Origin of the sequence: Burkholderia sp. 4M9327F10, assembly GCF_005503145.1 — a bacterium.
Taxonomy (GTDB): Bacteria; Pseudomonadota; Gammaproteobacteria; order Burkholderiales; family Burkholderiaceae; genus Paraburkholderia.
Map to the genome: position 1 here is coordinate 1 of NZ_SCNV01000092.1, position 23,297 is coordinate 23,297.

At 64.6% G+C, this 23,297-nt stretch carries 21 protein-coding genes; 8 read left to right on the forward strand and 13 right to left on the reverse strand.

The window, feature by feature from the left end:
* Positions 1 to 120: 120 nt before the first annotated feature.
* Positions 121 to 777 carry a response regulator transcription factor RqpR gene (rqpR, locus tag FFS45_RS39050; RefSeq protein ID WP_137959949.1) on the reverse strand — a complete coding sequence of 219 codons (657 nt, stop codon included), beginning with the start codon at positions 775 to 777 and terminating at the stop codon, positions 121 to 123.
* A gap of 10 nt (positions 778 to 787) precedes the next feature.
* A complete protein-coding gene (locus tag FFS45_RS39055) occupies positions 788 to 1,702 on the reverse strand; it encodes an ATP-binding protein (protein ID WP_137959950.1) in 915 nt (304 codons plus the stop codon).
* 407 nt (positions 1,703 to 2,109) lie between these two features.
* Between FFS45_RS39055 and FFS45_RS39060 the strand changes: the two genes are divergently transcribed.
* Complete coding sequence (locus FFS45_RS39060) at positions 2,110 to 2,334, forward strand: hypothetical protein (RefSeq protein ID WP_137959951.1); 225 nt, start codon at positions 2,110 to 2,112, stop codon at positions 2,332 to 2,334.
* Here FFS45_RS39060 and FFS45_RS39065 read toward each other — a convergent pair.
* The 6 genes from FFS45_RS39065 to FFS45_RS39090 all read right to left on the reverse strand — a co-directional run bounded on the left by FFS45_RS39065 (position 2,331) and on the right by FFS45_RS39090 (position 9,648).
* Positions 2,331 to 3,101: a ferredoxin--NADP reductase gene (locus FFS45_RS39065; protein WP_137959952.1), complete on the reverse strand. Its 771-nt coding sequence runs from the start codon at positions 3,099 to 3,101 to the stop codon at positions 2,331 to 2,333. The genes FFS45_RS39060 and FFS45_RS39065 overlap by 4 nt on opposite strands.
* A gap of 495 nt (positions 3,102 to 3,596) precedes the next feature.
* The gene (locus FFS45_RS39070; protein ID WP_137959953.1) at positions 3,597 to 4,556 is read right to left on the reverse strand and encodes an ABC transporter permease; all 960 of its coding nucleotides are present in this window, start codon (positions 4,554 to 4,556) and stop codon (positions 3,597 to 3,599) included.
* A gap of 58 nt (positions 4,557 to 4,614) precedes the next feature.
* Positions 4,615 to 5,649, reverse strand: a complete 1,035-nt coding sequence (locus FFS45_RS39075; protein ID WP_249363113.1) for an ABC transporter permease — start codon at positions 5,647 to 5,649, stop codon at positions 4,615 to 4,617.
* Complete coding sequence (locus FFS45_RS39080) at positions 5,639 to 7,267, reverse strand: sugar ABC transporter ATP-binding protein (protein ID WP_137959954.1); 1,629 nt, start codon at positions 7,265 to 7,267, stop codon at positions 5,639 to 5,641. Before FFS45_RS39080 ends, FFS45_RS39075 begins: the two co-directional genes overlap by 11 nt.
* A 189-nt stretch (positions 7,268 to 7,456) precedes the next feature.
* The gene (locus tag FFS45_RS39085; RefSeq protein WP_137959955.1) at positions 7,457 to 8,479 is read right to left on the reverse strand and encodes an ABC transporter substrate-binding protein; all 1,023 of its coding nucleotides are present in this window, start codon (positions 8,477 to 8,479) and stop codon (positions 7,457 to 7,459) included.
* Positions 8,480 to 8,595: 116 nt separating this feature from the next.
* Positions 8,596 to 9,648, reverse strand: coding sequence for a LacI family DNA-binding transcriptional regulator (locus FFS45_RS39090; protein ID WP_137959968.1), 1,053 nt, complete (start codon positions 9,646 to 9,648; stop codon positions 8,596 to 8,598).
* 337 nt (positions 9,649 to 9,985) lie between these two features.
* On the opposite strand from FFS45_RS39090, the gene FFS45_RS39095 reads away from it, so the two are divergent.
* Entirely contained in the window at positions 9,986 to 10,954 is a 969-nt protein-coding gene (locus tag FFS45_RS39095; RefSeq protein WP_137959956.1) for an aldose 1-epimerase, read from the forward strand.
* A gap of 52 nt (positions 10,955 to 11,006) precedes the next feature.
* Here FFS45_RS39095 and FFS45_RS39100 read toward each other — a convergent pair whose 3' ends face one another.
* The gene (locus FFS45_RS39100) at positions 11,007 to 11,804 is read right to left on the reverse strand and encodes an endonuclease/exonuclease/phosphatase family protein (protein ID WP_137959957.1); all 798 of its coding nucleotides are present in this window, start codon (positions 11,802 to 11,804) and stop codon (positions 11,007 to 11,009) included.
* A gap of 28 nt (positions 11,805 to 11,832) precedes the next feature.
* Positions 11,833 to 12,324 (reverse strand): hypothetical protein, encoded by a 492-nt coding sequence (locus FFS45_RS39105; protein ID WP_137959958.1) that lies wholly within the window; start codon positions 12,322 to 12,324, stop codon positions 11,833 to 11,835.
* A 305-nt stretch (positions 12,325 to 12,629) separates the two neighbouring features.
* Between FFS45_RS39105 and FFS45_RS39110 the strand changes: the two genes are divergently transcribed.
* The 3 genes from FFS45_RS39110 (at position 12,630) to FFS45_RS39120 (ending at position 15,503) form a co-directional block, all read left to right on the forward strand.
* Positions 12,630 to 13,607, forward strand: coding sequence for an AAA family ATPase (locus FFS45_RS39110; RefSeq protein WP_137959959.1), 978 nt, complete (start codon positions 12,630 to 12,632; stop codon positions 13,605 to 13,607).
* Between the two features lie 307 nt (positions 13,608 to 13,914).
* Entirely contained in the window at positions 13,915 to 15,021 is a 1,107-nt protein-coding gene (locus FFS45_RS39115; protein WP_137959960.1) for an NAD(P)/FAD-dependent oxidoreductase, read from the forward strand.
* Positions 15,022 to 15,191: 170 nt separating this feature from the next.
* Entirely contained in the window at positions 15,192 to 15,503 is a 312-nt protein-coding gene (locus tag FFS45_RS39120) for a high-potential iron-sulfur protein (RefSeq protein ID WP_137959961.1), read from the forward strand.
* Positions 15,504 to 15,600: 97 nt separating this feature from the next.
* On the opposite strand, the gene FFS45_RS39125 is transcribed toward FFS45_RS39120, so the two are convergent.
* The gene (locus FFS45_RS39125) at positions 15,601 to 17,091 is read right to left on the reverse strand and encodes an amidase (RefSeq protein ID WP_137959962.1); all 1,491 of its coding nucleotides are present in this window, start codon (positions 17,089 to 17,091) and stop codon (positions 15,601 to 15,603) included.
* Between the two features lie 15 nt (positions 17,092 to 17,106).
* A complete protein-coding gene (locus FFS45_RS39130; RefSeq protein WP_137959963.1) occupies positions 17,107 to 17,805 on the reverse strand; it encodes a dienelactone hydrolase family protein in 699 nt (232 codons plus the stop codon).
* A 267-nt stretch (positions 17,806 to 18,072) separates the two neighbouring features.
* Here FFS45_RS39130 and FFS45_RS39135 point away from each other — a divergent pair, with 267 nt between their 5' ends.
* From FFS45_RS39135 to FFS45_RS39145, 3 genes are all read left to right on the forward strand, one after another.
* Positions 18,073 to 19,176, forward strand: a complete 1,104-nt coding sequence (locus FFS45_RS39135; RefSeq protein WP_137959969.1) for a nitronate monooxygenase — start codon at positions 18,073 to 18,075, stop codon at positions 19,174 to 19,176.
* Positions 19,177 to 19,617: 441 nt separating this feature from the next.
* Positions 19,618 to 20,763 (forward strand): branched-chain amino acid ABC transporter substrate-binding protein, encoded by a 1,146-nt coding sequence (locus FFS45_RS39140; protein ID WP_137959964.1) that lies wholly within the window; start codon positions 19,618 to 19,620, stop codon positions 20,761 to 20,763.
* A gap of 151 nt (positions 20,764 to 20,914) precedes the next feature.
* Positions 20,915 to 21,910 carry a cupin-like domain-containing protein gene (locus FFS45_RS39145; protein WP_137959965.1) on the forward strand — a complete coding sequence of 332 codons (996 nt, stop codon included), beginning with the start codon at positions 20,915 to 20,917 and terminating at the stop codon, positions 21,908 to 21,910.
* Between the two features lie 72 nt (positions 21,911 to 21,982).
* Here the strand turns inward: FFS45_RS39145 and FFS45_RS39150 are convergent.
* A partial coding sequence (locus FFS45_RS39150) for a collagen-like triple helix repeat-containing protein (RefSeq protein ID WP_137959966.1) occupies positions 21,983 to 23,297 on the reverse strand: 1,315 nt, incomplete at its 5' end.

Consider the following 23,297-nt stretch of genomic DNA (forward strand, 5'->3'; position numbering starts at 1 on the left):
GGCGGGAGGGATTTGCCTAAAACAACGGGAGCCGCAAACGGAAGCGCAAGCGGAGCCGCGAACGGCGCGGCATAGGACCGCAGCATCGCACCGACGGCCCCATTTACTCCGTTATGCCATTTACCCCGTCATGGCCGGATTCAGGTCCACGAGACGGTTGCTCATGACGTAGAAGGTGAGCTCGGCGTTATTGCTCAGCTTCATCTTTTCGAGCAGCCGGGTGCGGTACACGCTCACCGTCTTGACCGAGAGCGACAGGGCATTGGCGATGTCGGTCAGGCGCTTGCCCGAGGCGAGCATGCAAAGGGTCTGATATTCACGGTCGGACAGCTTCTCGTGCGGCAACTGCTCGCCGTCGAACGAAACGTAATCAGCCAGCGCCTCGGCCATCGCCGGGCTGACGTACTTGCGCCCCGCCGCGACCTGCTGGATGGCGCCGATCATCTGCGCAGTGTCGACGGTTTTCGACAGATAGCCGGACGCGCCGGCTTTCAGCGCCCGGACCGCGTACTGGTCTTCGCGATACATCGAGAACATCAGCACCGCCGCGCGTGGCGCCTTGCGCTTGAGGCGCTTGAGCACTTCGACGCCGTTCATGTCGGGTAGCGAAATGTCGAGCAGGACTACGTCGTAGATATGCCTGGCGACCGCGATGAGGGCGTCGGCGCCGGTTTCGGCTTCGTCCACTTCGATGGCGACGCCACGGTCCATCAACAGTTGACGCACGCCTTGGCGCACGACCGCGTGGTCGACGGCAAGCAGGATACGCAGGCTCATGACGGCACGCTCATGAAGAAAGAGGGACGGCGCTGGCGGCGCGACGCTCGACGCACATGGCGCCGTCGAGCATGGCATCCCACGCGAAGCGCGCACGCACGGTGGTGCCGCTGACTTGCCTCGCTTCGTCGCGGCGGCCCGTGCTGATCTTGACGGTGCCGTCGAACGCGGCGCAGCGGGCGCGCATACCGGCCAGGCCGAAATGGCCGCGGCGCTTGCGGGCGCCCGGCGCGAGGCCAACGCCGTTGTCGCTGACGACGAGCGTCAGGTGGCGGCGGCTGGCTTCGATACGGACGTCCGCGGCGCTGGCGCGGGCGTGCTTGGCAATGTTGTTCAGTGCTTCCTGGGCGACCCGGAAAATCGCCAGCGCCGCATCGGTGGGCAGGCGGGTGAGGCGCACGTCGGCGGCGCAGACAAAGCTGGTGCGCAACTGGGTGCGGGCGGCGAATTCGCCGGTCCACTGCGACAGCGCGCCGACAATGCCGGCTTCGAGCGCGGGCGTGTGCAGTTCGGCAACCGCATGACGGGTGGCCTCGCAGACGGTATCGAGCGAGCGGGTGGCCACCTGCAGCGCCGCGGCGCATTGTGGCGGGGCATCGGCGGGCAGCCAGGTTTCGACGCCGGCGAGCGCAAAGCGCGTGGCGGTCAGTTCGGCGCCGACGCTGTCGTGCAGTTCGCTCGCGACGCGGTGGCAGGCGGCTTCCTGGGCATGTACGAGTTCAGCCGAGAGCTCGCGCACGCGGGCCCGCAGGCGCGCGATTTCGCGCTCGGCGGCGCTGTCTTCGCGCGACGATGGGGTGTGGCGGTGAATGGAGGCAGAGGCCGCTGCGGACGCCGGGTCGGCAGGGTTAGGCGCATCGAACCCGTCGCGGGCGATGGAGGCAGGCACATGCGCGGTGATCGGAACGACAATCGACGTATCCATGACTCTCCCGCTTAGGATGCTGCGTGCACAGCAAACCGGGCGCGCAACGACTGCGCGAAGACAAGGGAACGCATGCGAATCTCTGACCTCTAGATGTGCCCGCTGCGCAAGACAGCGCAACCGGCAAATCGCTACGATGCAGCGTAACGAAATTTACATTCAGTAACATATCCGCTGTAACCCTGGTGGGGCGCGACAGCAACCGATGATGCGTCGCGATCATATCTCAAAAAAAAGAAAAGAAGCAGATGGGACAAGGGTTAGCGTGGGTTTTTTGCGCTGCGCTTGACATGTCACAGGCATTTTGCATGTAGGAAAAATGCTGACAAGGAAAGTAAAGCAGAGCGCGGTATTTGTAACTGCACGCGCCATCAATATGCCGGTTGGATAAGCAACGATGAAGCCCCGTGACGCGTCCCACAGTGTGCGCAGCAGCGGCGCAAAGCTACGGGCAAATCAGCGAGGCCGGCCACGCGTCGTGGCGCGCGCTCGAAAAAGCAAAACCGGAGCGCGAAGGCTCCGGTTTCCGGGGCTCAGCCGCGCGGCACTGGGTGCGGGCGGTGAGCGGGCTGCGTCAAGGCAGCGCAGGGTGCGAGGGCACGGCACGGCAGGGCGTGCGGCCCGAGGCTTAGCCCACGAACGCCTTTTCGACCACGTAGTGGCCCGGCGCGTTGTTGCTGCCTTCCTGGAAGCCCAGGTCGTCGAGCAGCTTGCGCGTGTCGCGCAGCATGTGCGGGCTGCCGCACAGCATGACGCGGTCGTCTTCCAGCGAGAAGCCCGGCACGCCAAGGTCGGCGAACAGCTTTTCGGTTTCGATCAGCTCGGTGATCCGGCCGCGGTTCTGGAACGCTTCGCGCGTGACGGTGGGGTAGTACAGCAGCTTTTCCTGCACCAGCTCGCCCAGGTGCTCGTGCGCCGGCAGGTGGTCCGTGATGTATTCCTTGTAGGCCAGTTCGTCGACGAAACGGCAGGTGTGGGTCAGGACCACGCGCTCGTAGCGGTCGTAAATGTCCGGATCCTTGATGATCGACATGAACGGCGCGAGGCCGGTGCCGGTGGACAGGAGCCACAGCGTCTTGCCCGGCAGCAGGTTGTCCGCCATCAGCGTGCCGACCGGCTTCTTGCCGATCAGAACCTGATCGCCCACCTTCAGATGCTGCAGGCGCGACGTCAGCGGGCCGTCCTGGACCTTGATGCTCAGGAATTCGAGGTGTTCTTCGTAGTTCGCGCTCGCAAGGCTGTAGGCGCGGATCAGCGGCTTGCCGTCGACTTCGAGGCCCACCATCGTGAACTGGCCGTTTTCGAAGCGAAATGACGGGTCGCGCGTGCAGGTGAAACTGAACAGCGTATCGGTCCAGTGATGGACGCTCAGGACGGTTTGTTGATTCAGGTTGCTCATGGCTTCTTGGATAGTGCGAAAACAGAAACGGCCAGACGAATAACCGGCCGGCACGGCAAGGGCGATGCGGCGCTAACCCGGTAGTTGCCCCGTAGTTGCCTCTTAGCTGCCCCTTAGTTGGCCCGCCGATGTTGCCAACTGTCGACCGATTGCTTAAGGAAAATGATGCGCAATCCGCTATTTTACCGCGCTCGGCGTCCCAGGGTGGCGACGCGGGGGCGCGATGGTTCAGGCGGTTGCTGGACTTGCGGTTTCGGCGTCGGAACGGCACGCGACGGAGGTACAGCCCTGGTTCAGCAGCGGTACGGCGATGGGCTAGATTCGCGTGGGGCGATCGCCGACCGGTGACCGGATCGTGAGCGGGTAGGCACACGTCCAGACAACAATTTTCGGGATGATACAGAAACCCGTCGCGCAATGCAGCATTGACCCTGCTGCCGGGACTGACAAAAGGTGAGGGAAATCAACGGCCGGCGAGGGAAATCAACGCTGCGCTCAGCCCGCCGCGGCGCTTCGCCTGCGTCCGCGCTGTTTCAGCACACGGGCCTGCATGACGATGACCAGCAGCAGAAACACGCCGCGAATCACCGATTGCCAGTACGCCGAAAGGCTGATGAACCCCAGGCCGTTCTCGAAGTTGAGCAGGTTGAACACCAGCCCGAGCAGCAGCACGCCGGCGATGGTCATCGCAATCGAGCCTTCGCCGCCGGTCAGCAGCGTGCCGCCGAGCACCACGGCGGAGATCGCGAACAGCTCCCAGCCGACGCCTTCGTTCGGCTGCCCGGCGCCGAATTGCGACGCGAGGATCACACCGGCCATGCCGGCCAGCAAACCGCTGACCGCGTAGGCGGTCACCAGCGTGCGGTCGACATTCAGGCCCATCAGGCGCGCCGCCTCGTCGCTGCCGCCGATGGCGAGCGAATGCCGCCCGAAACGTGTGCTGCGCAGCGCCAGCCAGCCGGCCAGCGCCGCCACGGCTGCCACGATGCCCGGGATCGGCATGCCGAACAGATCGCCTTGCCCGAAGCTGCCGAAGTTGGAATTGGCGGCAATCGAAACCGCGTCGTTCTTGCCGAGCAACAGCGCCACGCCATGCGCGCCGAGGCTGGTGGCGAGTGTCGTGATGAAGGGCAGGATCTTCAGGCGCGTGATGATGATGCCGTTCAGCACGCCGACCGCGAGCCCCGCTGCGGCGCCGGCCAGCACGGCCACCCAGCCGCCGTAAGTGCTGGTAAGCGCGGCCACCACGCTGGCGAGAGCGGCCACCGTGCCCACCGACAGATCGATCCCGCCCGTGATGATCACAAATGCCATGCCGACCGAAATCAGCGCGAACATCGAGTTGTAGCGCCAGAACGCGTTGATGTTGTAGGCCGAGCCAAAGTGGTCGTAGCGCACAAGGCCGAGCACCACGAGGGCAGCCAGCGCGAGCAGGATGGGCAGATTCTTTTTCATCGCGTCGAGTCCGGGGTCTGGGGGAGCGCGCTCAGCATGGGTGGCATGACGGCCGGGGTCAGCGCGCGCGCCGCTGCACGTACACGGCGGCAACGATAATCGCGGCTTTGACGACCAGCGCCGCCGCATCGGGAATGCCGTGCGCGAGCAGGGTAAAGCGCAGCAACTGGATGATCAGCGCGCCGATCAGCGTGCCGCCGATATACGCCTTGCCGCCCGTCAGCGCCGTGCCGCCCACCGCCACCGCCGCAATCGCATCGAGCTCGATGCCAAGGCCGACCACGTTCGCATCCGACGACGAGTTCACCGAAATCGAAATGAGCCCGGCGAGCCCCGCCAGCGCGGCGCAGATTGTGTAGGCGATCAGCTTGATGCGCGCCGTCGGCACGCCGCACAGGTAAGCGGCTTTTTCGTTGCCACCGGTGATGAGCAGGTACTGGCCGAACAGCGTCTTGCGTACCACCCACACGAACAGCGCGACCAGCGCGAACATCAGCAGCACCTGGAACGGCACGCCGGCCACCTTGCCGAGCGCGATCCACTGGAAGGCGGGGTTGTCGAACGCCTGCAGGCTGCCGTCGGTGACGACCTGGGCAATCCCCCGGCCGGCGATGAACAGCACCAGCGTGGCGACAATCGGCTGCACCGAGAGTCTCGTCACCAGCAGTCCGTTGAACACCCCGCAGGCGGCTGCGGCAAGTACGGGCAGCACGAAGGCAAGGGCAATGCCGCCCGCGCCCGGGATGTTCATGAACAGCATCGGCGCGAGCGCGCCGGAGATCGCCATTGACGCCCCCACCGACAGGTCGATGCCGCCGGTCGCGACCACCAGCGTCATGCCGATGCCCACGATCACAATCGTCACCACCTGGGTCAGGTTGACGTTAAAGGTTTGCAGCGACCAGAAGTGCGGCGTGAACAGCAGGTTGAACACCAGCATCGCCAGCAGCACGATGACTTCGCGCTGGATCGTGATGCGGTGCCGCTTCAGCGCTTGCGCCTTGGCTGCGCCATCCGGCGTGGCCAACGGCGTTTGCGCGGCAAGTGGTTGCGCCGCTTCATGGCCCAGCGACTTGAACGACTTAAGCGCCATGACGGTCGCCCTCCAGCGCGTCTTCGATGTGGGCCGAGTGGGCTGCTTCGGCCAGTTGCGACGGACCGCCGCTGCCCCATGCGATGGCGTCCATGATGGCGCTCTCGCTCATCTGCGCGCCGTTGAGTTCGGCGACGGTGCGGCCGTCGCGAATCACCACGGCGCGGTCCGCCACAGCGGTAAGCTCTTCCAGTTCCGAGGCGGACAACAGCACCGCAAGCCCGGCGTCGCGCAGTTCACGCACGATCTTCGCGACATCCGCCTTGGCGCCGACATCGATGCCGCGGGTCGGTTCGTCGAGCAGCAGCAACGACGGCTCGGCGGCGAGCCAGCGGGCCAGCAATACCTTCTGCTGATTGCCGCCGGAGAGTTCGCGGATCGGCTGATCGGGCGAGCGTAGCTTGATGCCGAGCGAGGCGATAAAGCGCTCCACAATTGCCTGCTGCTTTTTTACATCCACGACACCGTGCTTCGCGAGCGTGCGCAGACACACGAGCGTGAGGTTGTCGCGCACCGACAGTTCAGGGACGATGCCATCGCCTTTGCGGTCCTCGGTGAGGTAGGCGAGGCCGCGCGCGATCGCATCCTGTGGCGACTTCAGCGCGACGGTTTCCCCGCCGACCGAAAGCTTGCCCTGTTCGAGCGGATCGGCGCCGAACATCAGCCGCATCGTCTCCGTGCGGCCCGAGCCGAGCAGGCCGGCGAGCCCCACCGCTTCACCCGCGTGCACTTCGAGCGAGACGTCGCTCACCTTCGGATGTGCGCCGAGGTTGTGCGCCGCCACCACCTGCGCGCCGCGGCGCGCCAGGTTGGCTTCGCGCGCCGTGCTGTCGTCCTGCACCACGGCGGCCAGCGTGCGGCCGAGCATCGTCGTCACAAGCTGCAGTTTGTCCATCTCCGCCATCGTGCTCTGGGCGACGGTCTGGCCGTCGCGCATCACCGTGACGCGGTCGCACAGTGCGTAGAGCTCATCGAGCCGGTGCGAGACGAAAATCACCGCGCGGCCATCGTCGCGCAGCTTTCTCACCACCGTGAACAGCAATTCCACTTCGCGTTCGTCGAGCGACGAGGTCGACTCGTCCATGATCACCATCTTCGCGTCCGACGACACCGCGCGCGCCAGCGCCACCATCTGCTGGATTGCGGTCGAGTAGGTGTGCACGGGTTTCTTTACATCGATCTGCAGGCCAAACGATTCGAGCAACGCAGCGGCGCGCTGCTGCACCGCGCGCCAGTCGATCAGACCGAAGCGGCGCGGCTCGCGGCCCAGAAAAATATTCTCCGCCACCGAGCGGAACGGCACCAGGTTGATCTCCTGATAGATCGTGCTGATGCCCGCTTCGCGCGCTTCCTTCGGCTTGCGGAAATCGATCTCGCGGCCTTCGAAAATCACCGTTCCGCCGCCGCGCCGATACGCGCCGGTGAGGATCTTGATCATGGTGGACTTGCCTGCGCCGTTCTGGCCGATCAGCGCATGCACTTCGCCCGCGGCGACGCTCAGGTTGGCGTTGCGCAGGGCAGGCACGCCGCCGAAGCTGATCTGGATATCGCGCATCTCCAGAAGCGGCGAACGTGCGGCGCTCGGAGACGGCGGCGTGGGGTTGCCGGATTGCGTCACGTGTCTTCTCCTACTGCATCCTGTGCGGCGGGGCGCGGCTTGCGCCACTTTCCCATGGTAGTCGTCCGCAGGACAAAGCGAAGCGACGGCCCGTCGTGGCACGAGCGCGTCGCTCCGAACCCTTCCCGTCCCCCTGGAGACCTTGAGGGGACAGCCCCGTCTCAGCTACTCCTCGTTATCAAGCTGGCCTCAATAGCCGTACTGCATGCTCTGCTGCACGTTGCTCTTGTCGTAGAAGCGGTCCGACACTTTCACCCAGGTCGGGATCTTTTCGCCCTTGGCGTATTTCTGCGCTACGTCGCAGGCAAGCGGGCCGAAGAACGGGCTCGATTGCACGCTGGCGCCCAGTTCGCCGGCCGCGATGGCATCCATGCCGCCCTTGGTGCCGTCGATCGTCACGATCTGGATGTCCTTGCCCGGCTGCTTGCCGGCGGCCTTGATGGCGGCGATCGCGCCCAGCGCCATTTCGTCGTTGTGGGCGTAGACGGCGGTCACGTCCGGATGTGCCTGCAACAGCGTCTCCATCACCTGGCGGCCCTTGTCACGCGAGAAATCGCCGTCCTGCGAGGCAATGATCTGCATGTCCGGATGCTTGGCGATCACTTCGTCGAAGCCCTTCTTGCGGTCGTTGGCCGCGGAGGCGCCTGTGGTGCCCTCGAGTTCGATGATCTTGGCCTTGCCGTTGGTGGCCTTGACGAGCCAGTCGGCGGCGCGGTGGCCCTGATCGATGAAGTCCGAGCCGATAAAGGTGATGTAGTCGCGGCCGGCCACGGCCACCGACTGATCGACGTTGCGGTCCACCAGAATCACCGGAATGCCAGCCTTCTTCGCCTGCAGCACGACCGGCGCGAGCGGCTTTTCTTCACGCGGCGGGAACACCAGCAGATCGACGTGCTGCGCAATCATGTTCTGGATGTCGGACACCTGCTTGGAATTCGAGCCGTTGGCGTCGGTCATCACCAGTTGCCAGCCGCACTTCGCGGCGATGTCCTTCATGCTCTTGGTTTCCGCGAGACGCCACGGATTGTTGCTTTCGGTCTGCGCGAAGCCGACCTTCAGCGGTGTCTTGCTGGGTATCTTGGGCAGGGCATCGTCGTCGGCGTGGGCCGTTGCGACGCCAAAACCGAGTGCCAATGCCAGCAGCGATGCTGCCAGCGGAGATGCGGTCAGCCGACGACGCTGCCTACGCGATTGCCGTTCGAGCGATGCCATGTCTTCCTCCAGTACCTGGTGAGGTTGTCTTTGCTTTTTAGTGTTTCTCCTGCCGGTTGGCGCCTGCGCGCCGTTTGACCGGACGTACTGATTATTCCACTCAAAATTATTATTGGTCAATCACTAATAATATTAGTTGCGGGCAGTTTTGCCTCGGTAATTACCCTCACTGAGGCGCGTTCGACGAGCGGGCCGTCGAGTTTCACCATGCGGTGCCGCACCGGCGCGCCGGCCGCACGGTTCTGTTCTTCCTGCAACAGCGTCTCGACCGCCCAGCGGCCCAGTTCGTAGTTCGGCAGCACCACCGTGGAGAGCGGCGGATGGGTGTGGCGGGCGATTTCCTGGTCGTCATAGCCGAGCACCGAAATGTCCTCGGGCACCCGCAGGCCGAGCTGCTTCAGGGCTTCGATCGCGCCGAGCGCGGTCAGGTCGTTGGCGCAGAAGATCGCGGTGGGCGGGTGCGGCTCGCGCATCAGCGAGAGCGTGTGCTCGAAGCCGAGGCCCGAGCTCCAGTCGCCGTCGCGCACCAGTTCGGGAGCGAACGGCAGGTCGGCGGTGGCGAGCGCCGTGCGGTAGCCCTTCAGGCGGTCCTTCGAGGCGTCCTGCCACGGCTCGCCGTTGATATAGCCGATGCGCCGGTGGCCGGCGTTCAGCAGGTACTCGGTGGCGATATGGCCGCCCGCGACTTCGGCAGGCACCACGGAGGACTGGCCGCCTTCGCTCGTATAGCAATTGAGCAGCACGGTCGGCACGCGCGACAGCGCGGCCGGCAGCGTCACCTTGCGCGTGTAGACGGTCGCGTAGATCACGCCGAATACGTGCGGGTTCGACAGTGTGGTCTCGAGCACCTGCTGTTCGATATCCGCATTGCCGTGGGTCGAGTACACCGCCAGCATCTTGCCGCTCGCGTAGGCGGCGTCGCGCGCGCCGTCGATGTTGACGACCGGGTGCGGGCTCGTGGAGATTTCATCGGCCAGATAGACGATCAGGTTGCGTTCGTCCTTGGAGCTCAGCACCGGCTCGCGCGGCGAAAGGCGGTAGCCGAGATCGTGTGCCGCCTTGAGAACCTTGTTGCGGGTGGTCTCGGAGAATTTCGCCCCGGTTGCGTTGTTCAGGACAAGCGAGACAGTCGATTGCGACACGCCGGTGTGCTTGGCGATGTCGGTCATCGTGGGGCGGCGTTGAGTCGATTTTTTCATTGTGCGGGCCGCACGGCAGCGGCGGATAAAGCAGGGAACGCCGGGGGCGTGATCGTACTGACGGTACCACTAATAATATCCGACCGGCAACGGCAAAAACCCGTCATGTGGGACGCCGTAGAAGGCTTTTTATCGCCTCTGGTGTGAAGATATTATTACTAATAATATTGACCTGAGGCTTGTGGCGTGCGATTCTCGGTCGCGCGGGCGTTGTGGACTGCTTGTGGACCCTTTGTGGCCCTTTTGTCACCCTTTTGTGACCCCGATTGTGTGCCGCATTCTGCCCGAGGCCCTTCTGATCTTCACTATGCGCGATGTTTCCTTGAATCCGATTCGCTTACCCGCAGCAGAGGCGCTCGCGCTCGACGATCCTGAACTGATCGGGCTCGCCAGCGGGGCGATGCGCGTGCTGGTCGCGCCGCACGTCGGTGGCTCGATAGCTGCGTACTACGAACTCGCCGCAGCCGGCCCGCTGCACTGGTTGCGGCCCGCGACCCAGGCGGCGCTCGACGAACGCGACCCGCTGCGTATGGCGAGTTTCCCCTTGCTGCCGTATTGCAACCGCATCCGCGATGCGCGCTTTGTGTTCGCCGGCCGCACCGTCGATCTGGCCGGCGACGGCAACCGCTTTGCCCACGCGCTGCATGGCCACGCGTGGCGCCGCGCATGGCGCGTCGGCGCCCGCACGGCGAGCTCGGTCGAGCTGCATTTCGAGCATGTGCCTGATCCGCAGGCGCCAGGCGACTGGCCGTTTCGCTATCGCGCGCTGCAACGGATCGAACTGGCGGGGGATACGCTGCGGGTGACCCTGTCTGCGCGGAACCTGGCCGGGCAGCCCATGCCGTTCGGCATGGGGCATCACCCGTATTACCCGCGTACCGGACACACACGGGTGCACGCCCAGGTGCATGGCATGTGGCACGCCGACGGCGAGGTGCTGCCGACGCACCTCGGCCCGCATCCGGCGGTCGAGGCCTTACGTGAGGGCATGTCCGCCGACGCCTTCGATCTCGACAACAACTTTGCCGGCTGGTCGCGCAGCGCGACCATTGCATGGCCGGACGAAGGCCGCCAACTGACGTTGACGGCGCAAGCGCCGTTCGATCATCTGGTGGTGTTTGCACCGGCCGCGCAAGCGCAGCTGTGTGTCGAACCGGTCACCAACACCACCGATTGTTTCAACGCCAGCGACCCGCGCGAGCATGTCGGCGGCTGCGTGCTGATGCCGGATGAAGAGATGACGGCGAGCGTCAACTGGACGCCGCAGCGGGTCTAGGGTGCAGCCAGAGAGCAGCCACTCGTCAGTGGTGTCGCCCCGCGCGCTGTGCTCACTCCACCCGCAAGCGCGCCATATACGGCAAATGATCGGACAGCCAGGCGGTCTCCTGGGTCGGCTGGATCCACTCGACTGGCCGCATGCCGCGCACGAACATCTTGTCGAGTGCAAGCGCGGGTGAGAACGCCGGAAAGGTCCGGCCCGATTCGCCGAGCAGCGTAGCCACCTCATACAGGCCATGTTCGCCGAACAGCGGCACCGAATCATTACGCCAGTCGTTGAAGTCGCCGGCGAGGACGAGCGGCCCCTCGGGCGCTTCCTTCGAAATCCAGTGCGCAATCCAGTTCATTTGCCGCAGTCTTGCCGCACGCGTGAGCGCCAGATGCGCGCATAACAGTGTCACCGAATGGCCGCCGAAGGTGGCGCGCGCCACCAGCAGGCCGCGCCTTTCGAAGCGGTGCGCGGAAATGTCCCAGCGCCCGCTGAGATCGAGCGGATGCGGCGAGAGAATCGCATTGCCGTGCCGCCACGACGGCTTGAAGACGTTCGGCCCGAGGGCGATCTGCAACTCCAGCGATTGGGCAATTTCGGTGGCCTGGCAATGCCAGACATCGTCGAGCGGATCGTGCAGCGGCGCACCGAAACCGCGCGACAACACCGGCGACGGCATGCGCCGCGCCATCGCTTCCTGCAGGAAATACGCATCGGCATGGGTCGACTGCACCCAGCGCTGCATGGCCTGCCAGGCCTGAAAGCCGAGCGGCGTGCGGCCCTTGTGCAGGTTCCAGCTCACTGCGATGAAATCTTTGGGTTGCACGCTTTCGCGGATCAGTTGTTCGGGGTTTCGCATGCCGCGTGGTCCACGTTCTTCGTTGATATCAGGGCTTGCCGTCGAGGCTGGCACGGACTCGATACGCAAGGCTCGGATTCTTGTCGACGATCTGCCAGCTGACCCATTGGCCGGCCGGCACCTTCAGCCCCGGATGATTCGCCGTCACCTGACGCGGCTGCGGCGGCAGCTTGCAGCCGGTATCGGTTTGCTGTGCGGTGTCGTCCTCGAGCGTTTCCTGTGCGTCGATGGCAAGTGTGACCTGATTCGCATCGGCTTGCAGCGGCGAAACGGTCAGCGTGCGCGAAAGGTCGATGCTGCCGCCGGGCGCGTCCTTGCAGCCGACGTTATGCTGCACCACCTGATGATGGGTATCGGTGCGCGCCTGGCCGACCGTCGTGTCGCCCTCGAACGAGTCGATCTGCTGGCCGTCGCGCATCACCTGCAACTGCCATTGCACGACCTGCGGGGCCGCAGGCTGCTGCGCCTGGGCAAGTAACGACGTGCCCAATAGCACGGCGGCGAGACTGGTTTTCCACATGATTAACGGCTCTCCGGGGCACTGGGTCCGGCGGGATGACAGGCGCTCATCTTACGCCTGAAGATCGCAACCCCTTTCTGACACCCGAGTGGGAAGCGGGTTCAGCAACAATGCATTTCAGATGACGAGACGATGGGTCCATTCAGGGGGAGCCTTGGGCTGGCTTGGCGCTGGCGCGCGGCTCGGGTGTTAGCAGCAGACCCTCGCGGCTGCTCGCTTGCGCACGAATATTGCATCGTTACACTGGACTTGAAGCGGCGCCGGGCAGGCGCCGTAGCCGCAAGACCAGCATGACGGGGTGAGCTATGACAACAGCAATGGTCAAACAGGAAATCGCGGTGGCATCGTTCAGCAAGGTCTACGACATCGACCGGGTCGAGACCGCGCTGAACGATCTGGGCGAAGGGGCAAGCGAAGCGCTGCGCGCGACCTACGAGAAGATGCTGAAGACCGGCAATCTGCGCTTTTGCGTGAAGCCGAACCGGATGCCTTCCATCGACGATCTGGTCGAAGCGCTGCCCAACTTCAGCGAGCCACTTGACGACGTGCGCAAGCAGGTCGCGCTGTGCCTGGAAACCGAGGACCGGCTCGAACTGATGCCGATCCTGCTGCTCGGCGACCCCGGCATCGGCAAGACGCATTTTGCGAAGCAGCTCGCGCGGCTGCTTGGCACGTCCTATCACTATGTCGCCATGAGTTCGCTGACGGCGGGCTGGATTCTTTCGGGCGCTTCGTCACAATGGAAGAACGCCAAGCCGGGCAAGGTCTTCGAGGCCCTCGTGCATGGCAGCTATGCGAACCCGGTGATCGCCGTCGACGAGATCGACAAGGCCACCGGCGACTCGCAATACGATCCGCTCGGCGCACTGTATGCACTGCTGGAGCATGACACGGCCCAAACCTTCATCGATGAATTCGCGGAGATTCCGATCAACGCCGGTCATGTGATCTGGATTGCCACCGCCAACGACGAGCGCGCCATTCCCGAGCCGCTCCTGAACCGGATGAACGTCTACGAAATTCCGCCGCCGGATCGCGAAGGCACGCGCCGCATCGCCCAGTCGATCTACGATGAAATCCGTTCCGCCCACGGCTGGGGCCAGCGCTTTCCCGCCGAGCTGGGCGAAGCGGCGCTCGACGCGCTCAAGCATGCGTCGCCGCGCGAAATGCGCCGGGCGATTCTGAACGGCTTCGGGGCGGCGCGCATCGATGGCCGTGACTGGATCGACGCGGGCGACATCCGGCTCGACCACGGCAACCGGCGCAAGCCGATCGGTTTTTGAGTCGCGCGGCGGGCCCCGTGTCATCGCCGCGTCACACGGCGCGCTCATATCAGACGAGCGGGCCCGGCGCCGACGGCGTACACTGAAGCTGTTCGTCACACAGGCCCCAGATTACCGATCCGATGCCCGCAGTTGTTGCAACTGCGGGCATTCGTTTCTGTACGGGTTCGCAGAATCCTGTCGCGTGGGCAGGACGTGAGGACATGTTCGACAGCGAGCGGTGTGCGGCACGAGACAGCCGCCAGCGCTCTTCATCTTCATCAGATGGACGAGGGGTCGCGCGGTGCCGTAGGCCGCGCCAAGAGACATGGATCAGATCGAATGTGTAGTGATCGGCGCCGGTGTCGTGGGCCTGGCGGTGGCGCGTGCGCTGGCGCAACGCGGTCGCGAAGTGATTGTGCTGGAAGCGGCTGAAGCGATTGGCGTCGGCACCAGTTCCCGCAATAGCGAAGTGATCCACGCGGGCATCTACTATCCGCGTGGCTCGTTGAAAGCGGCGCTGTGCGTGCGCGGCCGCGAGATGCTGTACGACTACTGCGAAGCGCACGGCGTGCCGCATTCGCGCTGCGGCAAACTGCTCGTGGCGACCTCGCGCAACCAGATTCCGCAACTGGAAGGCATCATGGCGCGCGGCAAGGAAAACGGCGTGCTCGATCTTTTACGCATTCGCGGTAGCGAAGCGCAGGCGCTGGAACCGGCGCTCGAATGCGTGGAGGCGGTGTTTTCGCCGCGCACCGGGATCGTCGACAGTCATCAACTGATGCTCGCGCTGCAGGGCGACGCTGAGCGCGACGGCGCAGTGTGCGCCTTCCATGCGCCGGTCGCGGCAATCGAGTCGAGCAACGGGCGCTTTGTGGTGAAGGTCGGCGGCGCCGCACCCACCACGATCAGCGCGGCGTGTGTGATCAATAGCGCGGGCCTGCAGGCCAACGCGCTCGCCCGGCAGATTCGCGGACTCGACGCGCGGCATGTGCCGCCGCTCTATCTGGCGCGCGGCAACTACTTCAGCATCTCGGGACGCGCGCCGTTCAGCCGCCTGATTTACCCCATGCCTAACGAGGCGGGTCTCGGCGTGCACCTGACCATCGACCTCGGCGGCCAGGCGCGCTTCGGTCCCGATGTCGAATGGGTCGACGCGATCAATTACGACGTGGACCCGCATCGCGCGGACTCGTTCTACGCTGCGATCCGCGCCTATTGGCCCGCGCTGCCCGACGGCGCGCTGCAGCCGGCGTATGCGGGCATTCGTCCCAAGCTGTCCGGTCCCGGCGAACCTGCCGCGGATTTCGTGATTCAGGGGCCGGCCGCGCACGGCGTGCGAGGGCTCGTCAATCTGTTCGGGATCGAATCGCCGGGGCTGACTGCGTGTCTCGCGATCGCCCAGCGCGTATGCGAGCTGGCCGGGCGAGCCTAGGGCCTGACTATATGCCCGAAACGGGCCCGAAATGAGCCTGAACGAGCCCTAGCTACCGAATCGCTTATCTCTATCATTTGAGCCGTCACGCGTGGTGGCTTCGTTGCTATGCTTGGGGACCGCTGTCGTTAGAACGGCGTTTAGTCCAATACAAAATGGAGTGAGTCCCCATGAAGACATCCCGTCGTAGTTTTCTGATTACGAGCATTGGCGTTGCGTCGACGCTCGCGTTGTCGCGTCAGGCGTTTGCCGACGCTCCCCACGTCCCCGAAGCCGATCCGACCGCTCAGGCGCTCGGCTATAAGGAGGACGCCAGCAAGGTCGACAAGGCCAAGTTCGCCAAGTACGCGGCCGGCCAGGATTGCGGCAACTGCAGCTTCTACCAGGGCAAGGCCACCGATCCGTGGGGTGGCTGCCCGATGTTCGGCGGCAAGCAGGTCTCGGCCAAGGGTTGGTGCAGCGCGTACAACAAGAAGGCGTGAAATCCCGCTGCGGACCGTGCACCGGATGTACCGCGCCGCACGCGTCGCCGCATGAAGGCGCGCGTGCCGGCGGGGTGTCCGCTACGGCGCACGGCGCCTAGCTGCGCGCCGGCATCAACGGCGGACGTTTGGCAAACCAGGGCCGTGCCGCTTCGAGTTGCGCGGCAAGCCGGAACAGCGTGGCCTCGCCGCCCTCGCGCGCCGCGAACTGCACGCCCACCGGCAAGCCGCGCGCATTCCAGTAAAGCGGCACCGACATCGCCGGCTGGCCGCTCAGATTGAACACCTCCGTGCAGCCGGCCCAGGCGAACGCCTTGTCGGCGGCTTCCGCGAGCAGCTTTTTCAGCAGCAATTCGATCGGCATCGTCACGACTGCGCGCATCTGCAGGCGCTCGCTCGCGGTGGGTTGCATCTCGCCAATCTTGATAGGCGCAGAGGCCAGCGTGGCGCACAGCACCACGTCGTAGCGGGACAGCAGATCGGTGAGTTTCGCGCTGATCCGGCGCTGCTCTTCGAGGGCGCTTGGCAAGGCACGCTCGCCGAGCTTGCGGCCGACCAGCGCCATCGCCCACGTGGCGATCTCGAACTCGTTGCGCGCCGGCTTGCGGCCGGTGATCTGCCCGGCGTTCAGCACCATGTCGCGCGCCGTCACCGAACACAGCATCAGATAGGCGTGGCGTACCGCCGCGAAATCGATACCGAGCGCGACCGGTTCGACATGATGGCCGAGCGATGCCGCGAGTTTCGCCGCGTCGTCGAGCGCTGCGCGTGCATCGGCCGACAGCGTGGGCGCGAGCATCGGTTCGGTCACATAGGCGATGGTCAATGGCCGGCACGGCTCGCTCACCGCCCCCAGAAACGTGCCCGGTGCGCCGGGGGGCTTCTGCTGCGCTTGCCCGGTCATGAAATCGAGCAATAGCGCGCTATCGCGCACGCTGCGCGAAACTGCATGATCGACGGCGAGTTCGCCGGCGCCCGGCGCGTACAAACCGGGGATACGTCCACGCGACGGCTTGAGGCCGAACAGGCCGCAGCAGGAAGCAGGGATGCGGATCGAACCACCGCCATCGGAGGCGTGCGCGAGCGGCACGATGCCCGCCGCGACGGCGGCCCCCGCGCCGCCGCTCGAGCCGCCTGGCGTGTGGTCGAGGCTCCACGGGTTGCGGCAGGGGCCGAACAGTTCGGGTTCGGTATAGGGCATTTGCCCCAGTTCCGAGGTGCTGGTCTTGGCGAAGATATTGAGGCCGGCCGCGCGCGCCAGCGCCACCACCGGCGCGTCTTCTCTCGGCACGAAGTGGCGGTAATGGCGGCTGCCCATCGACATCGGCAAGCCCGCCACCGGCGCGCCCAGATCCTTGATCAGATAGGGCACGCCGGCGAGCGGTCCGTCGCCGAGTCCATGCGCATGATCGCGCGAGGCCCGTTGCCGGGCTGCCTCGTAGTCCTTGAGGACGATTGCATTGATGGCGGGATTGGCCGCCTCGGCGCGCGAGATGGCCATGTCGAGCAGCTCGCGCGCGCTGGCTTCGCGCGTGCGGACCAGCTCGGCTAGGCCAATCGCGTCATGGGCGAGGTAGTCGGATAGCACTGGCGGCGGCGCCGGTTACAGGTGCTCACCGAGGAACGTCAGCGTGCGGCCATGCGCGAGCGCTGCCGCGTGCTGGTTGTAGGAGGCGCGGTCGGTGCAGTTGAAGCCGTGATCCGCGTTCGCGTAGATATGGAACTGCGCATCGCCGCGGCCGGCGAAACGCTCCTGCACCTGGCCTACGGCTTCCAGCGGAATGCCGTGGTCGAGTTCGCCGTAGTGGAACTGCATCGGCACCTTGATCTTTGCGGCTTCGTCGAGCAGGTTCTGGATACCGCCGCCGTAGTAGCTCACGCCCAGATCGATGGTGTTTTGCGCGGCAGCCAGGTAAACGAGGCGGCCGCCGAAGCAGTAGCCGATCGCCGCCACCTTGCCGGTCACTTCCGGCATCGCGCGCAGGGTGGCCGCCGTTGCGCCGACGTCGGCCACGGCGAGGCCCACGTCGGTTTTCTTCATGATTTCAATGCCGCGGTCACGGTCGGCGCCGGCGTAGGTCAGTTCGACGCGCGGCTGGGTGCGCCAGAAGAGATCCGGCGCGAGCGCGATATAACCATCCTGCGCGTACTGGTCGGCGACCGCGCGGATATGGCTGTTCACGCCGAAGATTTCCTGAACGATGATAACGGCCGGGCCCTTGCCGCTTTTGGGCAGCGCCAGATAGCCTTCGAAACTGTCATCGCCGGCTGCAATATCGATCCATCGGGAAGTCACGCTCACATCGCTCTCCTTCAAATAGCGCGGGTGCAGGCGGGCAAGGCCCACCGTTGGCCGGTCAGTTTGCCACTAAAAGAAAGGCCGTGCAGTGGGGCGGCAGGCGCTGCGGCGCGCTTCGCAGGACTGTCTTCCTTGCACGACCGGCTTCCTTTCTCGTCCGGCGATTGAAACGTTCTCGATAATTCATTTTTCGTGGCTCGGGTGCTCCAGTAGAGTCGGCAGCGTTGCCCCGCCGGTCGGGGGGCGTCCCATGGGGAAGATCCAGTCATGATGAATACACGCCGCTTTGCCTCGCCGTTTGCCGAACGTTTCGATCTGCGCGTGCCCATCGTGCAGGGGCCGATGGCGGGTGGCCCGACTCCGCCGGCGATGGTGGCGGCCGTATCGAACGCCGGTGCGCTGGGGTTTCTCGCGGCTTCCGCGCTGGCCCCGGAAAAGCTCGCCAGCGAGGTGGCTGCGATTCGTGCGCTTACCGGGCGGCCGTTCGGCGTGAACCTGTTCGTGCTGGAGCCTTGCGCTCCGGACGAGGCCACCGTGCGCCGCGCGCTCGAGGCCATCGATCCGCTGCGCGCCGGGCTTGGCTTGCCGGCGGGCCAGCCGCTCGAACGGTACGCGCCCGACTTCCGCGAGCAACTCGAGATGCTGATCGAGTTGCGTGTGCCGGTGGTGAGCTTCACCTTCGGCGCGATCTCAGTTGAGGACGTGGAGCGGCTGCACGCGGCAGGCAGCTACGTGATCGGCACCGCGACCCATGTGGCTGAAGGCCTCGCCTGGCGCGAGCTTGGCGCCGACGCGATTGTTGCGCAAGGCGCCGAAGCGGGCGGGCACCGCGGTACCTTTATTGGCCGCTTCGAAGACGCCCTGGTGGGCACGATGGCGCTGGTGCCGCAACTCGTGGACGCGACCGGACTGCCGGTGCTGGCCGCCGGCGGCATCATGGACGGGCGCGGGATTGTCGCCGCGCTGGCTCTCGGTGCGCAGGCGGTCCAGATGGGCACGGCGTTCCTGACCTGTGCGGAAAGTGCGATTCCGGCGGACTGGAAGGCGCGCGTGCGCTCAGCTTCGGATATTGCGACCAGCGTGACCCGGGCGATCAGCGGCCGGCATGCGCGCGGCATACGCAATCCGCTCATGCAGCGGTTGGGCGAGCATCTGGATGCCGTCGCGCCCTACCCGGTGCAGAACGCGCTGACCCAGGAACTGCGCCAGAGCGCGGGGCGGGCCGACAACGGCGACTATCTCTCGCTGTGGTCGGGGCAGGGCGCGCCGCTTGGACGCAAGCGCCGCGAGGGCCTGCCGGCCGCCGAACTGGTCGAACAGTTGCACGCCGAATGGCGCACGGCGGCGGCCGATATCGGCCTTTTCGCGGCCTGAAAAGCCGGCCGCGCGCACCGTCCGGCTGGGCGGTTTGCAGCGCTCAATGCGTATTCAGCCAATTAACAGCATAGACGCGGCATAGCCCCGGCATAGACCGGAAAAGCCGTATTCCCGGCATGGCAGCACGCCAGCCCATTCGGCGGAAACCCGCATGGGCTGGTGCTCTCCGGGGAGTTTGCCGAGCGCCCATTCGATCTTATGGGATAAACGCTATTGGTGTTCATCCCACTTCCTCAAAAAAATCCCACAAATTAATTTGATAGCCTACACTTGCGCGCAAGTACGCATAGCCGCTTGCCATAAACAGGCTGTCTGGTGTGCTGGCCAAGTGCATAAAACGATGCAACCGGCGTGATCGTCCACGGGATTGAGCGACACGGGAAGGAAGCGGGGCACAGGGCGACTACGTTGTTTTTGGGACCGAAACTGGAGACTTACATGAACATCAAGATTCAAAAGCTGTTGCCGATCAGCGCTGCTGCCATGTTGTTTGCGTCGATGGCAACGGGTGCGCTGGCGGACGACGTCGTCAAGATCGGCCACGTAGCACCGCTTACCGGCGGTATTGCTCACCTGGGCAAGGACAACGAAAACGGCGCTCGTCTGGCGATCGAAGAAATCAATGCCAAGGGTCTGACGATTGGCGGCCAGAAAGTCACGCTGCAACTGGACGCACAGGACGACGCGGCTGACCCGCGTACCGCCACCCAGGTTGCACAGAAGCTGGTTGACGACAAGGTTGTTGCAGTGGTCGGCCACCTGAACTCGGGCACCTCGATTCCGGCTTCGAAGATCTATAGCGATGCAGGCATCGTGCAGATCTCGCCGTCGGCAACCAACCCGGCTTACACGCAACAGGGCTTCAAGACGACCTATCGCGTCGTGGCGACCGATGCGCAACAAGGCCCGGCGCTGGCTAACTACGCTGCCAAGGAACTGAAGGTGAAGAGCGTCGCGATCGTCGACGACTCGACCGCTTACGGCCAGGGTCTGGCAAACGAATTCGAGAAGACCGCCAAGTCGCTCGGCCTGAACGTGGTGTCGCATGACGCGACCAACGACAAGGCTGTCGACTTCCGCGCCATTCTGACGAAGATCAAGGGCGAAAACCCTGACGCCATCATGTACGGCGGCATGGACGCCACCGGCGGCCCGTTCGCCAAGCAAGCCAAGCAGCTCGGCGTGCGTGCGAAGGTTCTGGCGGGTGACGGCGTGTGTACCGACAAGCTGTCGGACCTGGCTGGCGACGCAACCGACAACATCGTCTGCTCGGAAGCCGGTATGGCGCTCGAGAAGATGGCTGGCGGCAAGGCGTTCGAAGCCAAGTACGAAAAGCGTTTTGGCCAGCCGATCCAGATTTACGCTCCGTTCACGTATGACGCTGTGTACATCATCGTTGACGCTATGAAGCGTGCTAACTCGACGGATCCGGCAAAGATCCTGGCAGCCATGCCGACGACCGACTACAAGGGCGTGATTGGCGAAACGACGTTCGATTCGCACGGCGACCTGCAGCACGGCGTGATCTCGCTGTACGACTACAAGGCAGGCAAGAAGACGCTGCTGGACGTGGTCAAGATGTAAGTATTCGCCCCATGACGGCAGGTGTTTGGCCTGCCGTCTACAGGTTGATGCAAGGCGTGCATTTCTTTAGGGATGCACGCCTTTTCTTTTGGGCGGTTGCGTGAGAGTCTAACGTTCGGACAAAACGATACAGGGGGTGACCGTGACTCGCATGAACGATGACGTGCGTCGCTGGATTGCAGAAAATCTGCTGCTGGGCGCACCCGGGCCGGCGCTGCATGCGGCCATGCTCAACCAGGGTTTCGACGCTGATGAGGCGGCCCAGGAAATCAACACCGCAATCGCGAGCCCGTATCTGCAGGGCAGCGCGCGACTACGCAATCGTTTGCGCAAGCGCGACTGGACCTTGTCCGTGTACGGCCAGCTCAACCGCATGCGTGCGAGCGGTGCGGCAGTCGAGCGGCGCGAGCGGCTCTCGCGCGACGAATTCCTTGAGCAGTACTACTTTCAGAACCGGCCGGTGATTATCACTGGCGCATTCGATACATGGCCGGCACGCACCCAATGGAATTTCGATTATTTCCGGGCACGCTGCGGCGATTGCGAGGTTGAAGTGCAGTTTGGCCGGGATTCGGATCCCAACTACGAAGTCAACCAGCCGAATCTGAAGCGCAAGATGCCGTTTCGCGAATATGTCGATCTGGTCGAGCGCAGCGGCGCGACCAACGATTTTTATATGACCGCGAACAACACTTCAATTAATCGCGCCTCGCTTGCGGCACTGTGGCAGGACGCTCCGACCATTCGCGAGTATCTCGATCCCGCTTCACCGGATACCGGCTTTTTCTGGTTCGGTCCGGCCGGCACGAAGACACCGTTTCACCACGATCTGACCAACAATTTTATGGCGCAGGTGATAGGACGCAAGCGGGTCAAGCTGATTCCCATGTCGGATACGCCGTATATGTATAACCACTTGCACTGTTATTCGCAGGTGGACGGCAGCACCATCGACGTGGCGCGCTTTCCGGCCTTGCAACAGGCGAACCTGATTGAATGCACGATAGGCCCGGGGGATCTGCTATTTCTGCCAATCGGCTGGTGGCATTACGTGGAAGGACTCGAGGCTTCGGTGACGATGACCTATACGAATTTCGTCGTCCGCAACGATTTCTGCAATAGCTACGACACTTATAACGAGCTATAAAAAAAAGAGCGGACCGGTGTTGCCCGGTCCGCTGCCCCCCTGGTACTGCTTTTTCTTCTTCTTTTGCTGCCTTTATTTTTTCGGCAACAGGCCGCCCAGCAGGCCGCCCGAGTTGCTGCCGGAGTTGCCGCTTCCGGAGTTGGTGCCGGAGCCAACACCTGAGGTTGCGCCTGTCAGGCCGCTCGTCAGCGAGTTGACGAGGCCGGTCACCGGCGAGAGCAGGTTGGCGCTGCCGCTGGCCGAGCCGGATCCGCTTGCCGAACCGGAGACCGTCACGCTGCCGGTCACGGAGCCCAAGGCGCCGGTGAGCGCCGAGACCGCTGACGTAACCGGGGCCAGCAGATTCCCCACCCCGCCTGCGCCGCCCGTACCGCCTGCCGCGCTACCGAGTCCACCGGTCACCGACGTGAGGACGCCTGTCAGCGGCGCGAGCGGACCACCTGATCCACCGAGGCTGCCCGTCAACGACGAGGTGACCGAAGTCAACACGCCGGTGACCGGCGCGAGCGGGTTGCCGGAGCCGCCTCCCGAGAGACCGCCGCTCAGCGTGCCGGGCAGGGCCGTCAGGATGTTGGTGATCGGCGCCAGCGGCGTGCCGCTGAGCGGATTGCTCGTGCCGATAAGGATGCCGGTGATCGGCGCCAACGGGTTGCTGCTGCCTGCGCCGCTCGTCAGCAGGCCACCCGCCGACGTGACCGTGTCGCCGAGTTTGGTGACGACGTCGCCGAGGTTTTGGCCGATCGGATTGGTGGTGGCGCCGCTGATCTTGTCGCCGGCGCTGCTCAGCCCGTGACCGACCGTCGACAACAGGCCGTTTAGCGGCGCGCCGAGTCCGGTCGCATCGCCAACGGTTTGGGTCGTCTGTGCGAGCGTGGTGGTGATCGGGTTAATGGCTGTACTGACCGATTGGGTGACCTGCTCGATCGGGGCGGTAGCCAGCGTCGTGCCGAGGGCAGTGCCGAGTCCGCTGACAGCGTTGCCGACTGCCGAGACGGTCGTGCCGAGCGGTGTGGTCAAGGGGCTGAGCGCAGCGGTCTTGCCGCCGCCCAGGCTGGTGACGAGTTGACCCGTGCTGTTGACCGCCTGGCCCACGTCGTAGACGAGGTTGCTGCTGCTCGACAAGGTTACGCCGAGCGGATTGGTCGAGACGCCCAACTGGCCGAGGCCATTGGTGGTGCCCGTGCCGACTGCGGTGACGCCGTTGCCGAGATTCGTCACGATATTGCCCAGCGCAGTGGTGGTTGCGGAGTTGGTGCCGGGGATCGGCGTGAGTCCGATCTGGTTGCCCAACGAGGAAACCGTCTGCCCGGTCGCGCTGACGACGTTGCCCGTGTTCTGCACGACTACGCCGATGGCGTTGGCGCTGGGGGACGGGGTGGGTGTCGGC